Raw genomic sequence first — 15,299 nt, 5'->3', positions numbered from 1 at the left:
GCGCTTAAAAAACCCCAAACTCTACCTGCGCAGGTGGAGTTTGGGGCCTACCAGCCGTCGATAAGCAAGTGCTTACAGGTTGATCATGTGGCCTTCAACGCCGTGAGCGATCTCCTTGAGCACCTCAGACAGGGTCGGGTGAATGTGCACGTTACGTGCGATTTCACCAGCGGTGAGGTCAAAGCGCTGAGCAAGGTTGACCTCCGGGAGAAGCTCCGAAACATTGGCGCCAACGAGGTGGCAGCCGAGGATCTCGCCGAACTCACCGTCAACAACGAGTTTGCCGAAGCCCTGGGACTCAGCGAGGCCAAGCGCCTTACCGTTCGCGGAGAACGGGAAGGTAGCAACCTTGATCTCCTTGTCCGCGAACTTCTCGCGTGCCTGCTCCTCGGTGTAACCCATGGAAGCGACCTGCGGGTTGCAGAAGGTAGCGCGCGGCATCATCTGATAATCGCCGAGCTCCATCGTCTCTGCATCCGCGATCGTCTCCGCAGCGACGATCCCCATGGCCTCAGCCACGTGAGCGAGCTGCAGCTTCGCGGTGACATCGCCAATGGCGTAGATGCCCTCAACGTTGGTGCGCATGCGCTCGTCCACATCAATTGCACCGCGCTCAGTGAGCTCCACGCCGGTGTTCTCCAGGCCGAAGCCCTCCGTGCGTGGCTGGAAGCCAACAGCAACCATGACACGGTCAACGGTCAGGGTCTCCGTGTCGTCAGAGCCCTTCTTCTGAATATCAACCTCAACCGAGTCACCATTGTCGCGCACAGCCGTGGTGGCATGACCCGTCAAGAGCTTCACGCCGAGCTTCTTGTACGCCTTCGCAATCTCGCGGGAGACATCCTTGTCCTCATTCGGCAGGACACGGTCCATAAACTCAACGACAGTGACGTCCACGCCATAGTTGGACAGCACGTACGCAAACTCCATGCCGATTGCGCCCGCGCCGACGATGACCATCTTCTTCGGGGCCTCCGGGTTGAGGATCTGCTCCTCATAAGACACCACGTTCTCAGACAGCTCAATGCCCGGCAGGGTCTTCACCACAGAACCGGTAGCGATGATGCAGTTATCAAAGGAGATTTCCTTCCCCTTGTCATCGCCCTCAGTGATCTCAATCGTCTTAGCGTCCTTGAAGGAACCCAGACCATGGATCTCCGTGATCTTGTTCTTCTTCATCAGGTAGTGGACGCCACCCACGATCTTCTCGGAGACCTGGCGGGAACGCTTGTGCGCGTCCTCATAATCAAAGGACACCTCACCCTTAATGCCAAAGGTCTTCGCCTCATGGTTGAAGATATGCGCGACCTCAGCGTTCTTAATGAGGGCCTTGGACGGGATGCAGCCCACGTTCAGGCAGACACCGCCCCAATACTGCTTCTCTACGACTGCAACCTTCTTACCCAGTTGAGCCGCACGGATAGCGGCGACGTAGCCACCAGGGCCCGCGCCGAGTACTACAACGTCATAATGTTCATTAGCCACGCCCACTAGGATACGTGCGCTTGCGCCTAAACGCTCGGACAGGTTTACTCAAACCGAATTTTCCGCGCCCAAATAGGGGCCTTTACCTCTGATTCAGAGCCTTCCTGAACGGTTTGGCATGATGTACGAAGTTGCCCCGTCATCCAAGAAGGACCCCCTATGAAGCCCTCCCGCCCCGTGCTGGCCGCTGCCACCGCAGGCGCACTCATCGCAGGCTCATTCGTCGCCAGCGAGTCAGCTCCAGTCTTCGCACCGCTTGTCGACGCGACCGAGGTCACCGCTAACAGCGACGCCGACACGCCCGAAACCCCCGAGGCCAAGGACGAGCAGGAAGTCTCTACTACGGAAGAAGACGCGTCTGATCTCCCGGTGGAGGTTGTGGACGAGGCTGATGTTGCTGAGGCTGATGCTGCTGAAACTCACGTTCCCGAGGAGATTGTCCAAGAGGCCCAGTCCCAGCCGGATCACGCTGCCCAAGCCCCGGCCGCCGCGCAGATGCGTAAGCTAACCACCCCACCACGGACGGCAAGTGGTGGAACCCAAGCGTGGTTTGCCACCACCACAGGCGCGGACTCCCACGTCGAAGCCTGGGAAGTCTGGTCCGAGTCCATGAACCGCTGGATCCCAGTGGCCCTCATTCCGGCCACCGGACCGGATAAGACAACGCGTATCCCCAACGCACCGACGTTGTACATGCTCAATGGCGCCGGTGGCTCTGAACAGAACGCTGACTGGGTCAACGTCGGTAAGGCTCATACCTACTTCCCTGGCAAAGGCGTCAACGTAGTGATCCCCATGGAGGGAGCTTTCTCCTACTACGTGGACTGGCTCGCCGATGGTTCGGAGCTGGCACAGAAGTCCAACTACTTCAAGGGCGCTCAAAAATGGACCACCTTCTTGGGCCGCGAACTGCGCGAGCCGGTGGAGAACTACTTGGGGGCTGACGCCACCAAGCGCGGCGTTGTTGGCATGTCCATGTCCGCCACATCTTCACTCCTCCTGGTAGAGCACTACCCGGGCGAGTACCAGGCCGTTGGTTCTTTCTCCGGCTGCGCCGCCACCTCCACCTCTATACCCTGGGCTTTTGCTTCACTCACCGTGAACCGTGCTGCTAAGAACCCGAATTACGCCTCCATCACCCCGGCAGATATCTGGGGCCCAATGGGCAGCCCATACAACCGGTACAACGATGCTTTGGTGAATGCAGACAAACTCGTGGGTTCTGCACTGTACATCTCCAACGCGTCCGGCCTGGCCGCAGAACAGGACATGTACGGCTACCGCCGCAACGATCGTGGTCAAAGCCCCTCGGATGCCCTTAGTGGTTCCATGACCACCACTATCGAAGGTGGCGTCATCGAGGCAGCAACCAACGCATGCACCCATGACCTACGCGCGAAGCTCAACAGCCTGAATATTCCTGCCCATTACGAGTTCAAGAATGCCGGCACACACTCCTGGCCGGTATGGAAGGACGACATGCGTCGCTCCTGGGAAACCGTGATCGGGCCCGCCCTGCTCGGCGACAAGTTCGTGGCCGACTCGGAGGAACTGCCGGACTCCTCGTCCTGGGATGCTGATAAATCCAGCTGATAGCTCCGCGTTTAAGCCAAGATCGGCCATCCCCGCTGCCTCGTGAAGACGGTGGGGACGGCCGATTTCTATCTGCAGTTATCTGCAGTGAGCTTGTTCTTAGAATTAGAACATGCCCAGAGCCAGTGCGATGCCCGAGGACATAGAGGATGCCCCGTGGACCAGGCCGCCGAGGAACTCGTTGATCGTAAGCTGGATCTGCTCGATGGGATTCATGGTGTCCTTTTCCTTGAGTGTTGGTTCTCGATGCCCCGTGGGCCGAACCGTTTTAAGTTACCTTCACGCGGTTATTCGTGAGGAAACAAAGTGTCGTTACAGCCAATCCCCACAATAACATGATTCACTTGGGTCACTTTAGTAACTTTTATCGCTTGTCGGTCAGGGATCGCACAGTTAAAGTCAAGTGCGATCTTAAAGTATCTCTCGGTAACACCCACCGCCACTCAAGCGAATAATGTGAGTGAACCCGAAGCAGTAAAGGAACACCATGAAGCTTTTCCGCTCCGCCCTCGCCATCGCGGCAGCATCCGCGATTGCTTTTGGCGCCACCGTTACCACCCCAGCGAACGCCGCAACCGTCACCGCCGAGCAGGCAGCCGGTGATGCCGCACTGGGCACCGTGAAAAATTGGAATGCCAACCCGGCACCCAAGGCCATCTCCACCGGCGAGACCGCAGAGTGGGTCAATGAGGTTGACGGCAACAAGGTGCAGGCCTACTGGGTCACTTCCCCGTCCATGGGACGCGACATCCCAGTCGCGGTCATCCCGGCGCGCAATGAAGCTGGCCAGCCGGTGCAGAACGCACCGACGATCTACCTGCTCAACGGTGCCGGTGGCGCGGAGCAGAACAATGACTGGTTGACCTACGCGGACACCCAAAAGTTCTTTGCGGATAAGGGCGTGAACGTGGTCATCCCGATGGAGGGCGCGTTCTCCTACTACACCGACTGGCTGAACACCCCGAAGGCACAGTACTTCCGTGGCCCACAGAAGTGGGAGACGTTCCTGACCAAGGAGCTTCCGGGCCCGATCGAGAAGCAGCTCGGCGCAGATAGCCGCCGCGCCATCGTCGGCTTCTCCATGTCGGGTACCTCCGCACTGGTGCTGCCCACCAAGATCCCGGGCTTCTATGACGCTGCTGCTTCCTTCTCTGGCTGTGCCGCAACGTCCACCTGGGCTCCGTACAACTTCGCTCGCCTGACCGTGAACCGTGGTGCAGGCGCTGCTGGTGCGAATTACCAGAACGTCACCCCGGAGCAGATGTGGGGCCCGATGGGCGGCGACTACAACCGTTGGAATGACGCACTGGTCAACGCCGACAAGCTGCGTGGCACCGCACTGTACGTGTCCACCGCTACTGGCCTTGCCTCTGAGAATGACATGATGGGCACCCTCATAGGCAAGGGCGCAACCCCGGCTGAGGCTTCCGCCGCTGCCATGACCCTGCAGATTGAAGGTGGCGTCATTGAGGCCGCTATCAACTCCTGCAACCATGACCTGCGCGCCAAGCTGGAGAATCTGCAGATCCCGGCGCACTACGAGTTCCGCAACGTGGGCACCCACTCTTGGCCGGACTGGCGCAAGGATCTGGAGAATTCCTGGTGGAAGACCATTAAGCCAGCCTTCAAGATGTAAGAACACTTCCCTACCCCTTGCTAGGCAGCCCAATCCCCTGCTTGCCAGCTTGAGCTGGCTAGCAGGGGCTTTTCGCTGTTTCGAGCACGTGATTAGTGTGGGGGCATGAGCACACAGTTCACCCCTGACCTCAGCATTAAGCCGGAGCTTCTCGACGAAATCACCGGCCCCGCAGCCCTCACCTGGGCCACCACATGGTCGGATGCCACTGAGGAAGCCGTCCGCGCCCAACTCGGCACAGCCGAGCTGGAGCAACGGATGCGTGAGGCCTTAGATACGGAAGACAAAATCCCCTATGTCAGTCGCCGTGGGGAGCACCTGTATAACTTCTGGCGTGACCGGAATCATCCCCGCGGGGTGTGGCGCCGCACCACCACGGAGGAGTATCTCGCTGGTGGGGAGGGGTGGGAGGTGCTGGTGGACGTCGATAAGCTTGCGCATGCTGAAGATGAGGATTGGGTGTGGAAGGGTGCGACCGTGCGCCCACTGCATCATGACCGCGCGCTGCTGCAGCTTTCGCGCGGCGGGGCGGACGCGGTGGTCGTGCGCGAGTTTGATCTGGCGCGCGGCGAGTTCATCGAAGATGGCTTCACACTGCCGGAGGCGAAATCTGATGTGAGCTGGGTGGACCTGGACACGCTGCTCGTGGGCACGGACCTGGGCGCGGATTCGGTGACGGAGTCCGGTTACCCGGTTGAGGTGAGGCGCTGGACACGTGGCACTGAGCTGGCCGACGCACCGATGATTTTCCGCGGCGAGCGCAGCGATGTTGCCGTGGGCGCGCGGATGGACCACACCCCCGGTTTTGAGCGCGTAACCTTCTCGCGCGCGCTGGATTTCTACACGTCGCTGACATTCGTGGGCGATGCGACCGGCCGCATGACGCTTATCGACGCCCCCACCGATTGCACGGTTGTCCCCCACAAACAGTGGCTTTTCCTCGTCCCCCGCACCCCCTTCGCGGGCCTGCCCGCCGGCGCGCTCGGCGTCATCGAACTCGACGCGTTCCTCGCTGGCGACAGGGACATCCGCACGCTTATCAGCGACTCCCCCATCGACGACCTCTCCATCACCTCCACCCACCTCCTGGTGACCACCCTGGACAATGTGGTGACGCGTATTTCCCGCTTTGAGCTGGGCACTTGGGAGCGCTCTGAGGTGGAGCTGCCGGATGCTGCCACCGCGTCCGTCGTGGCCACCAGCCCACTGGACCCAATTCATGGTGAGGAAGTGTGGATCAACGTGTCCAACTTCACCACCCCCTCAACACTGCTTCGCGACGGTGCGGTGGTGCGCCAAGCCCCAGCCCAGTTCGACGCTTCGGGGCTGGAAACCCGCCAGCACTGGGCAACCTCAGCCGATGGGACGAAGATCCCCTACTTCATCACCGGTGATTTCAGACGTGGGCCGCGCCCCACCCTTGTCGGCGGCTACGGCGGATTCGAGGTCTCACTGACCCCGGGCTACTCCGCCATCCGCGGCATGGCCTGGCTGGAACAAGGCAATTTCTTCGTGCAGCCCAACCTACGCGGTGGTGGAGAATTCGGCCCAGAATGGCACTCCCAAGTAGTGAAAACCAACCGGCACAAAGTGTGGGAAGACCACCGCGCCGTCCTCGAAGACGTGGTGGCTAGGGGTTACAGCACCCCTTCGATGCTGGCCATTCGCGGCGGCTCCAACGGTGGCCTACTCACCTCCGGCGCACTGGTCCAATACCCGGAGCTCTTCGGCGCCGCCGTCATCCAAGTCCCGCTCACGGACATGCTGCGCTACCACACGCTGTCCGCCGGCGCGTCCTGGATGGCCGAGTACGGTGACCCAGACATCCCCCTGGAGCGGGCAGCAATTGAGACATGGTCGCCCTTACAGAATATTGCCTCCAACGTCCCATACCCGCCGGCGCTAGTGACCACCTCCACTCGCGATGACCGCGTTCACCCAGCCCACGCACGCACCTTCGCCCTTGCACTGGCCAAGGCCGGGCAACCGGTGGACTACTTTGAAAACACTGCCGGCGGTCATGCCGGTGCCGCGGATAACCAACAGGTCGCACGGGTAGAAACACTCATCTATCAATGGATCAATAAAAAGTTGGAAGAAAGGTAAACTTTTCGGGAACTTTCCGGATTCTTAACGCGACTAATCCAACACATCGTTCCACCGACAGAAGGACCACTACGATGCTGAACTCAAAGAAGACCATTGCTCTGGCCGCTGCACTCTGCGCCGGCTCTCTCGGCTTGGCCGCCTGCTCTGACAACGGCGACTCAACTGACACCTCTACAACCACCTCCGCCGTGGAAAGCACCACAGCTGTTGAGGCTGACAACAGCGCAGCAGCTATCCAGCTGGTCGACGGCTACTGTCGCGCCAAGGCAGCTGTGGAAGACACTGATGCACATGAGCACATGACCGAGAAGGACATGAAGCACGCCGACATGACTGCTTGCTTCGGCCAGTTCAAGAACATGTCCGACAAAGACATCAACGTGGTTTCCTTCTCCTCCCCGACCCTCGAGGGCGCAAGCACCGAACTCCACGAGACTGTGGACGGCATGATGCGCGAAAAGGAAGGCGGCTTCACCATCCCGGCCGGCGGCACCTACGACCTAGTCCCGGGTGGGGACCATCTGATGATCATGAACTACCCTGACGCCATCCCGGCCGGTGATAGCCTGACCGTCGAGCTCAAGCTGGATGATGGTTCCACCATCACCACCGAAATCCCGGTGCGTGAACAGCCTTCCGGTGAAGAAAACTACGCAGGGGACATGGACAACATGGAACACATGGACCACGGCGACCACGCCGGCCACTAAAGCCCGAAAGGAGCAGCGCCACCCGCCATGACTGAACAGCACCATCCAGAGAACGCGAAACAGCAGCCAACCGAAGCAACCCGCCGCCAATTCTTACGTGGCGCAGGTACTGCCGGTGCGGCAGGTGTCGCTGGACTCACGGTGATGGGGTTGGGCGGGTGCGCTGAAGGCTCCCCTTCAAGCGAGACATGGCCGGGCCAAGGTGCAAACGAATCCGGCGATAATGACTTTCTTGCGGAAGCCCGGGTTCCTTTCGATGGCCCCCACCAAGCGGGTATTTCCACGCCCGAGCAGGCCTTCATCAAACTCATCGCGTTCAATCTCAAGGACAGCAAAACCAACCGCGACGACGTGATCCGGCTGATGCGCCTTTGGACCGATGATGCACGCCGCATGTGCAGTGGTGTAGCCGGGCTCGCCGACTTGGAGCCCGAAAATCTCGAATCAACTGCGAACCTAACCATCACGGTTGGTTACGGGCGTAGCCTGCTGGACAAAATCGGTCTCAGCGATAAAGCGCCGGACTGGCTCGATGATCTGCCTGAGTATTCCCGCGATGAGCTCGTAGACACCTGGAGTGGCGGTGATATCTGCCTCCAGATTTGTTCCGATGACCGCTTCACCCTGTCCCACGCTGCCCGGTTCATGACCAAGACGGCACGCACCTACGTTGACGCCGCATGGGTCCAGGATGGCTTCCTGCATGCCCGTGGCTCCATCGAGCCGGGCACCACGCCACGCAACCTTTTCGGTCAGCTCGACGGCACCGCCAACCCAGCCCTGGACGAGCTGGACGATATCGTGTGGATCAATGAAGGCCCCGAGTGGCTCCACGGTGGCACCGCCATGGTGATTCGGCGCGTAGCCATGCTGATGGATGAATGGGACATTCTTGACCGCGCATCCCGTGAAGTGGCCATGGGCAGAACAATCGATACCGGCGCCCCACTGACTGGCACCGACGAATTCGATCAACCCGATTTTGATGCGCTCGATGAATACGGCCTGCCCGTCATCGACCCGAATTCCCACATGGCGCGCGCTTTTTCCACCGACCGTTCCGAGCGGATTTACCGCCGGCCCTACAACTACGACATGCCACCGGGCCCAGACACACGCGGTACTTCCAACGCCGGCCAGATCTTCATCTGCTTCCAAAAGAACCCGCTGAAACAGTTCGACCCCATCCAAAAACGCCTCGACGAAGCGGATCGCCTCAACGAGTGGATCACCCACATCGGTTCCGCTGTGTTCGCGGTGCCACGCGGCACGAAAGAGGACGAGTACTGGGGCCAGGATCTGTTTGAGGTCTAGCTAAGACTCTGCCGGGTGAAGGATGTGCGCCTTCCCGCGGAGGCCACCGACAACCAGATTGCGATGACCTGCGCTTTTACAAAAACTGGCGCGCGTCCGGATGCTAAATCTTTCACCCTCTCAAAGTTTAAGGGAACCGAAGCGGGGTCAGCGGCGGTCTAAGTAGGTATGAGCAACGTTCAGAAAAACCTACCGAACAACCTACGGACCTACCGCGAACTACACGATTCCATGGATGTGACCCCCTCTGTGCCGGGTGGCCTCTTCCGTGGTGGTCCTGGAACCCAAGTCACTGAGAACATCTACACGTCACTACCCACAAACCTCGCGCGCCCCCTCTATCCCGCACCGGCTGCGGCGCGTGCAATAGCCATGGCGATGGAACACCCCGGCCACATCATTGCGGGGATGAGTGCGTTGGCTGTTTTCGGGATGCCCTACTTTGCTGATCACTGCCACACCACACTGTTCGGCCCCGTAAAACGGAACAAACCGCCAACCCAGTTCAGCCCCCTCGTTCAAAGGCCAACCAGCTTGGAACACTGGTATGTCTACTTCGAGGGAGTGCCCCTCAAAATTTCACCACCGTCCATTGCCGTTATTTCTGCTTTGAACATGATCCGGGCAAACGTTCACCGGTGGGCAGCCTCGCATATTGATGGAATTACGCACCAGGAAATGCAGTCCATCCAGCTCATTGACGCTGCACGTCGGTTCCTAGCTATTAGTCCTGAGGACATTTTCACCGCTGGAAAGGACAGAGTGAACAAGCACTGGCTCCAAAAAGTTGCGGGGTTCTCTACAGCCAAAGCGGACTCACCCAAAGAAACTGAGATGCGCCTATTGGCCCACGCATTGTGCAAAAAACTTGGCTTGATGGTTGTTGAGCAGCACCCACTGTGGGCTGCCGGTTCTCTGGTCACTGTGTTTGATCTGGCGATTCCGGAATTGAAAGTGGCCATCATGTACGACGGCGAACACCACCTGAAACGGGAACAGCGTGATTGGGATTCGCTGGTCAATGTTGAAGCCGCATTGCAGGGTTGGACTGTCATCCGAGTGACTGCCGGTACGCTCCCACGTTTGCCTGAGTTCCTGACACGGGCGGCGCAGGCGGCCTAATCAGGCTGGGTGAAGGATTTAGTGCCGCGCGAAGCGCCACCCCAACACCAGTTTCCATCAGTGCAGGTCAGGCCACTGCGATCCCTGGCCACATCTCGGCCGGATGCAAAATCTTTCACCGCCCGAACGGAGCCAGCCCGAACCGAGCCAGCCCAAACGGGGCCAGCTAGCATGAGTGCCATGACTATGCTCGTCACCGGTGGTGCCGGTTTCATTGGCTCGAACTTTGTGCACATGGTGGCGCAGCGCTATCCGGATACTCGCGTCATTGTTCTGGATGCGCTGACCTACGCCGGTAACGCGGAAAACCTCAAAGGTGCAGGCAACCAGGTCGAGCTGATCAAGGGCTCTGTTGCGGACCCCGTACTGGTGGATGAGCTGTGCCAGCGGGTAGACACGATCGTGCATTTTGCAGCGGAGTCCCATAATGACAATTCGTTGCGCGATCCGTCCCCCTTCCTAAAAACAAATGTGGTGGGCACATTCACACTGCTGGAAGCGGCACGAAAATATGACAAGCGCTTCCACCACATTTCCACAGATGAGGTTTTTGGGGATCTGGCCATCGATGATCCGGCTAAGTTCACAGAAACGACGGCGTACAACCCGTCCTCGCCCTACTCGGCGACAAAAGCGGGGTCAGATCACCTGGTCAGAGCATGGGTGCGCAGCTTTGGGGTGCGGGCGACGATTTCGAACTGCTCCAACAATTACGGCCCTTACCAGCACATTGAGAAGTTCATCCCGCGGCAAATCACCAATCTGCTCACTGGTCGCCCGGCTAAGTTGTATGGCACCGGCGAGCAGGTGCGCGATTGGATCCACGTGGATGACCACAATGATGCTGTTCTGGCCATCTTGGAGCGCGGCCGCATCGGCGAGACCTACAACATCGGCGCCAACGGCGAGCACTCAAACAAGGACGTCATCGAGCTCATCTGCGAATTAATGGGAGGCACCTACGAGCATGTCGCGGATCGCCCGGGGCATGATCAGCGCTACGCGATGGACGCCACCAAACTCACTGAGGAACTCGGCTGGAAACCCCGCTACACGGATCTGCGCGAGGGGCTCGAGCAGACGATTGCCTGGTATCGCGAGAACGAGGCCTGGTGGCGCGACGCAAAAGATGCTGTTGAGCAGGGCTACGCCGCGCACGGCCAGTAGGCCACGGACAACAAGCCATGGCCTACTAGCCCCTTAGTCCAAATGCCTCTCATCCGGCCCGTTGTACGCGGCGAGCGGGCGGATGATGGTGTTGTTCTCAAACTGCTCAATGATGTGGGCGGTCCACCCGGTGATGCGCGCCATGACGAAGAGCGGGGTGAAGAACTCGATGTCGAATCCGAGGATGTAGTACGCCGGCCCCGCTGGGAAGTCCAGGTTGGGCATGATGTTGATTGACGTGTTCTCGTACATGGTTTTGGCCATGATGTCGTACATCTCTACCCACTTGTCGGCGTTCTTCTCTGGGTGTTCGGAGGCGAGTTTCTTGAACGCGGCTTCCATGGTGGGCACGCGGGAGTCGCCCTTTTTGTACACGCGGTGACCGAAGCCCATGACGAGCTCTTTGTTCTTGAGCTTGTTCAGGGTCCACTCTTCGGTCTTGGCCGGGTCGTCGATTTCAACGAAGTTGTGCATGACAAACTCGTTGGCGCCACCGTGCAGTGGCCCCTTGAGCGCGCCGATCGCGCCGGTGACGGCAGACCAGGTGTCGGACTGGGTGGATGTGATCACACGCGCGGTGAATGTGGACGCGTTGAAGGAGTGCTCCGCGTACAGGATCATGGATTTCTCAAAGGCTTCCACGTCAGACGGGATGGTGGCGGGTGAGCCTTCACCGTCGCCGAAGACCATCCACAGGAAGTTCTCCGCGTAGCCGCGGTTCACGTCGGGCTCGATGTAGCCCTCCCCGCGTCGGCGGCGAATGTCCAGCGCAATGATGGTGGGCAGTTTGGTCAGCAGGGTCAGCGCGATGTCGCGGATGTGGTCAGAATTCGGGGTGAATTTCTCCGGGTCGCGCGTGCCCAGGAAGGACACGGCGGTGCGCAGCACGTCCATCGGGTGGCAGTCCTTCGGCATCGCCTCGATGACGCCAATGAGCTCTTCATCAAGACCACGGCGCGCGCGGGCAACGCGGTAGAACTCGTTGAGTTCGTCTTCGTTGGGCAGCTCGCCGTTCCACAGGAGCATGGCTACTTCTTCGAAGCTGGCGCCCTCGGCAAGCTCATGCACGGGGTAGCCGCGGTAGAGCAGCGAGTTGGTGTCAGGGTTGACTTTGGAAATCTGGGTGTAGTCAGCGACAACACCGTAGAGGCCTTTGCGGATGTCGGGTTGCTCAGTCATGTTCAGCTCCTTAGTCGGGTTAGAAGATGCCCTCAGGCGTTGCCGGGGCTGTGGCGAGCGCGTCCTGCGTGAGACGCACGTTGAGTTCGCTCAAATCAGTGAGGTTTTCCAGATTTTCAGCGGCCGCGAGGAAGCGGTCTTGCTCTTGCTTATCGACGAGCCCCTCCGCCAACGTCCTAAACTTCCGGATGTAATCCGGGCGGGTGAAGGGGCGGGCGCCGTCCGGGTGCGCGTCCGCAAGCGCGAGCTCATCTTCGATGACCTCGCCGTCGGTGAAGGTGATCACGGCGCGGGCACCGAAGGCCTTCTCGGCGGGATCGGTGGAGTGATAGCGGCGTGTCCACTCGGGGTCTTCGACGGTAGAGATCTTGTGCCAGAGTTCCACCGTCTCCGGACGGCCAGCACGCTCCGGCGAGTAACTCTCCACATGGTGCCATGTGCCGTCTTCCAGGGCCACGGCGAAGATGTACATGATCGAGTGGTCCAGCGTTTCGCGCGACGCGGTGGGGTCCATCTTCTGCGGATCATTCGCACCGGTGCCGATCACGTAGTGGGTGTGGTGCGAAGTGTGCAGCACGATGGAGGCAATATCCGTCGTAGAACGTCCCGCGTCAATAAGCGTCTGGTGCATGCGACGCGCAAGGTCGATCGGGGCCTGGGACTGGTATTCCGCGGAGTGCTCCTTGGTGTAGGTGTCCAGGATGGCGCGTTTGGGTTCGCCCGGCGCGGGCAGCGGGACCGTGTACGTGCGGTCCGGGCTGTGCAGCATCCACGCGATGACGCCGTCTTCCCCTTCCCAGATCGGGGCGGGTGCGCCTTCGCCGCGCATGCACCTATCGACGGCCTCGATGGCCATCTTCCCCGCGAACGCTGGCGCATAGGCCTTCCACGAGGAAATGAGGCCCTTACGGGACTGGCGGGTCGCGGTGGTGGTGTGCAGCGCCTGGCCGACTGACTGATAGATCGTGTCCACATCCAGATCAAGCATCGTGCCCAGGCCGGCGGCCACGCTGGGGCCGAGGTGCGCCACGTGGTCGATCTTGAACTCATGCAGGCAAATGCCCTTGACCAGGTTCACTTGGATCTCATACCCGGTGGCAATGCCACGGATGAGCGCCTTACCATCCAGCCCCTTGTGCTGCGCCACGGCGAGCAACGGCGGAATGTTGTCGCCCGGGTGGGAGTAATCCGCGGCGAGGAACGTGTCATGGAAGTCCAGCTCACGCACCGCGGTGCCGTTAGCCAGGGCAGCCCATTCGGCGGAGTAGCGGCCATCAATGCCAAAGACGGTGGCGCCCTGCTTGTCCACCGGGTGGGCTTGCGCCATCACGCGGGCAGAGGTCACCGGGCGGCGCACCACCGATGCCACGGCCACCGCCGCATTGTCGATGATGCGGTTGATGATCATCTCCGTCGTCTCGGCCGGCACCTCCACGGGATCAGCCGCTACCTGGGCAACCTTGTACGCGAGGTGTTCTTCATACGGGAAATCTTCTGCGGAACGGTGCGTGCGCACCTGGTGGTTGATCATGCGTGGTCAGCCTCCTCAAAGGGTCTCCAAAGTGGATGCTGGTTAGTATTGCAAAACTAGCTATCTGGCGTGTGCGATTCAGTGAATATTCAGGGGATTAAGATGGCGGGCATGACTGACACGAACACGGGCATCGATGGGCTTGTTATCAGAAAACTGCAGGTCCACGGCGATAACCGCGGCTGGTTCAAGGAGAACTGGGCCGGTCAGCCACCGATGCGCGTGGAGCAGAACAACGTGAGCTTCAACGCCTCGCGCGGGGCGACCCGTGGCATGCACGCGGAGCCGTGGGACAAGTACGTGTCGGTGGCCACGGGTCGCGTGTTTGGTGCGTGGGTGGACCTGCGGGAGGACTCCCCTACCTTCGGTGCGAAATTCGGCTGCGAGATCGGCCCCGATACCGCCGTGTTCGTGCCACGCGGGGTGGCCAATGGCTTCCAGGCGCTCGAGGATGGCACGACGTACATCTACCTGTGCAATGCGCGCTGGAGCCCAGATGCGCAGTACGCATTCTGTTCCTATCGGGAGATCGAGTGGCCACTGGAGCCCACCGAGGTATCGGAGAAAGACCTGGCCCACCCACCACTGAGCGAAGCACAGCGCGTGGCACCGCGCCGCACGCTGGTGACGGGTGCGAATGGGCAGCTCGGCAGGGCTTTGCAGCAAGTTTTGCCTGGCGCCGACTTCTGCACCCGCGAGGACTTTGACCTCACCGCACCCGTGGAAGATCTGCTGGCGGCGCGGGACTGGACGCAGTACTCCACCATCATCAACGCCGCTGCCTTCAACGACGTGAACAGCGCCGAAACCGCAGAAGGCCGAACAGCCGCATGGGAGGTCAACGCGCTCGGCCCGGCGAAGCTGGCTCAGATCGCTGCGCGCTATGACCTGACATTGGTACACGTCTCCTCGGACTACGTCTTCGACGGCACCGTAAAAGAGCACACGGAGGAAGAGGTGCCGAGTCCGTTGTCGGTGTATGGGGCGTCGAAAAGCGCGGGTGAGGCGGCGGCTGCTGTGTGCCCGCGCCATTACGTCGTGCGCACGGCCTGGGTCTTCGGTGACGGAGCGAATTTCATGGCCACGATGGCACGGCTGGCCGCCAATGGCACAACGGTCAAGGTGGTCAGCGATCAACGCGGGCGGCCAACGTGGGCGGAGGACCTAGCCAAGGGCATCGTGCACCTGTTAGATGTGAACGCGGAGTATGGCATCTACAACATCACCTCCGGCGGGGATCCAGCATCGCGGAATGAGATCGCCATGGCCACCTTCATCGCCACCGGCTCCGACCCAACGGGCGTGACCCCGGTGACCACCGCGCAGTACCAGGAGCTCAACGGCCCAGAAGCTGCCCGCCCGGCGGAATCAACGCTGGCGTTGGACAAGATTGAGGCTACCGGGTTCACACCGACGAATTGGCGCGTGGCACTCGCCTTGTATCTGGGCTAGC

Annotated in this window: 11 protein-coding genes; 8 read left to right on the top strand and 3 right to left on the bottom strand. The window is 60.3% G+C overall.

What is annotated here, in order from left to right:
* Window positions 1-72 precede the first annotated feature (72 nt).
* A complete protein-coding gene (lpdA, locus tag QP994_RS08535; protein WP_284866211.1) occupies window positions 73-1,485 on the bottom strand; it encodes a dihydrolipoyl dehydrogenase in 1,413 nt (470 codons plus the stop codon).
* 159 nt (window positions 1,486-1,644) lie between these two features.
* Here lpdA and QP994_RS08530 point away from each other — a divergent pair, with 159 nt between their 5' ends.
* The 7 genes from QP994_RS08530 to rfbB all read left to right on the top strand — a co-directional run bounded on the left by QP994_RS08530 (window position 1,645) and on the right by rfbB (window position 11,136).
* The gene (locus tag QP994_RS08530; protein WP_284866209.1) at window positions 1,645-3,078 is read left to right on the top strand and encodes an alpha/beta hydrolase; all 1,434 of its coding nucleotides are present in this window, start codon (window positions 1,645-1,647) and stop codon (window positions 3,076-3,078) included.
* Window positions 3,079-3,565: 487 nt separating this feature from the next.
* Complete coding sequence (locus QP994_RS08525) at window positions 3,566-4,714, top strand: alpha/beta hydrolase (RefSeq protein ID WP_284866207.1); 1,149 nt, start codon at window positions 3,566-3,568, stop codon at window positions 4,712-4,714.
* Between the two features lie 105 nt (window positions 4,715-4,819).
* Window positions 4,820-6,820 carry a prolyl oligopeptidase family serine peptidase gene (locus tag QP994_RS08520; protein ID WP_284866205.1) on the top strand — a complete coding sequence of 667 codons (2,001 nt, stop codon included), beginning with the start codon at window positions 4,820-4,822 and terminating at the stop codon, window positions 6,818-6,820.
* 74 nt (window positions 6,821-6,894) lie between these two features.
* A complete protein-coding gene (locus QP994_RS08515) occupies window positions 6,895-7,533 on the top strand; it encodes a copper chaperone PCu(A)C (protein ID WP_284866204.1) in 639 nt (212 codons plus the stop codon).
* A 27-nt stretch (window positions 7,534-7,560) separates the two neighbouring features.
* The gene (locus tag QP994_RS08510) at window positions 7,561-8,847 is read left to right on the top strand and encodes a Dyp-type peroxidase (RefSeq protein WP_284866202.1); all 1,287 of its coding nucleotides are present in this window, start codon (window positions 7,561-7,563) and stop codon (window positions 8,845-8,847) included.
* A gap of 372 nt (window positions 8,848-9,219) precedes the next feature.
* Window positions 9,220-9,969: a putative endonuclease domain-containing protein gene (locus QP994_RS08505; protein ID WP_284866200.1), complete on the top strand. Its 750-nt coding sequence runs from the start codon at window positions 9,220-9,222 to the stop codon at window positions 9,967-9,969.
* Window positions 9,970-10,149: 180 nt separating this feature from the next.
* On the top strand, window positions 10,150-11,136 hold the full coding sequence (rfbB, locus tag QP994_RS08500) for a dTDP-glucose 4,6-dehydratase (RefSeq protein ID WP_284866198.1): 987 nt from the start codon (window positions 10,150-10,152) through the stop codon (window positions 11,134-11,136).
* A 33-nt stretch (window positions 11,137-11,169) separates the two neighbouring features.
* Here rfbB and QP994_RS08495 read toward each other — a convergent pair whose 3' ends face one another.
* Window positions 11,170-12,315, bottom strand: a complete 1,146-nt coding sequence (locus QP994_RS08495; protein ID WP_284855950.1) for a bifunctional 2-methylcitrate synthase/citrate synthase — start codon at window positions 12,313-12,315, stop codon at window positions 11,170-11,172.
* Between the two features lie 19 nt (window positions 12,316-12,334).
* Complete coding sequence (gene prpD / locus QP994_RS08490; protein WP_284866196.1) at window positions 12,335-13,846, bottom strand: 2-methylcitrate dehydratase PrpD; 1,512 nt, start codon at window positions 13,844-13,846, stop codon at window positions 12,335-12,337.
* Between the two features lie 111 nt (window positions 13,847-13,957).
* Here prpD and QP994_RS08485 point away from each other — a divergent pair, with 111 nt between their 5' ends.
* On the top strand, window positions 13,958-15,298 hold the full coding sequence (locus QP994_RS08485; protein ID WP_284866194.1) for a sugar nucleotide-binding protein: 1,341 nt from the start codon (window positions 13,958-13,960) through the stop codon (window positions 15,296-15,298).
* The last annotated feature ends 1 nt before the right edge of the window (window position 15,299 follow it).

The sequence above is a fragment of the Corynebacterium sp. MSK044 genome (assembly GCF_030232825.1).
Lineage (GTDB): Bacteria > Actinomycetota > Actinomycetes > Mycobacteriales > Mycobacteriaceae > Corynebacterium.
Note: the sequence above shows the minus strand (reverse complement) of the source record. Positions and strands in the feature narration are given on the sequence as shown.

What these genes read in the sequence shown, in the direction of transcription:
- QP994_RS08530 (WP_284866209.1), top strand. Translation starts at nt 1,645, where the DNA reads ATGAAGCCCTCCCGCCCCGTGCTGGCCGCTGCCACCGCAGGCGCACTC.
- QP994_RS08525 (WP_284866207.1), top strand. Translation starts at nt 3,566, where the DNA reads ATGAAGCTTTTCCGCTCCGCCCTCGCCATCGCGGCAGCATCCGCGATT.
- QP994_RS08520 (WP_284866205.1), top strand. Translation starts at nt 4,820, where the DNA reads ATGAGCACACAGTTCACCCCTGACCTCAGCATTAAGCCGGAGCTTCTC.
- QP994_RS08485 (WP_284866194.1), top strand. Translation starts at nt 13,958, where the DNA reads ATGACTGACACGAACACGGGCATCGATGGGCTTGTTATCAGAAAACTG.
- rfbB (WP_284866198.1), top strand. Translation starts at nt 10,150, where the DNA reads ATGACTATGCTCGTCACCGGTGGTGCCGGTTTCATTGGCTCGAACTTT.
- QP994_RS08505 (WP_284866200.1), top strand. Translation starts at nt 9,220, where the DNA reads ATGGCGATGGAACACCCCGGCCACATCATTGCGGGGATGAGTGCGTTG.
- QP994_RS08515 (WP_284866204.1), top strand. Translation starts at nt 6,895, where the DNA reads ATGCTGAACTCAAAGAAGACCATTGCTCTGGCCGCTGCACTCTGCGCC.
- QP994_RS08510 (WP_284866202.1), top strand. Translation starts at nt 7,561, where the DNA reads ATGACTGAACAGCACCATCCAGAGAACGCGAAACAGCAGCCAACCGAA.
- QP994_RS08495 (WP_284855950.1), bottom strand. Translation starts at nt 12,315, where the DNA reads ATGACTGAGCAACCCGACATCCGCAAAGGCCTCTACGGTGTTGTCGCT.
- prpD (WP_284866196.1), bottom strand. Translation starts at nt 13,846, where the DNA reads ATGATCAACCACCAGGTGCGCACGCACCGTTCCGCAGAAGATTTCCCG.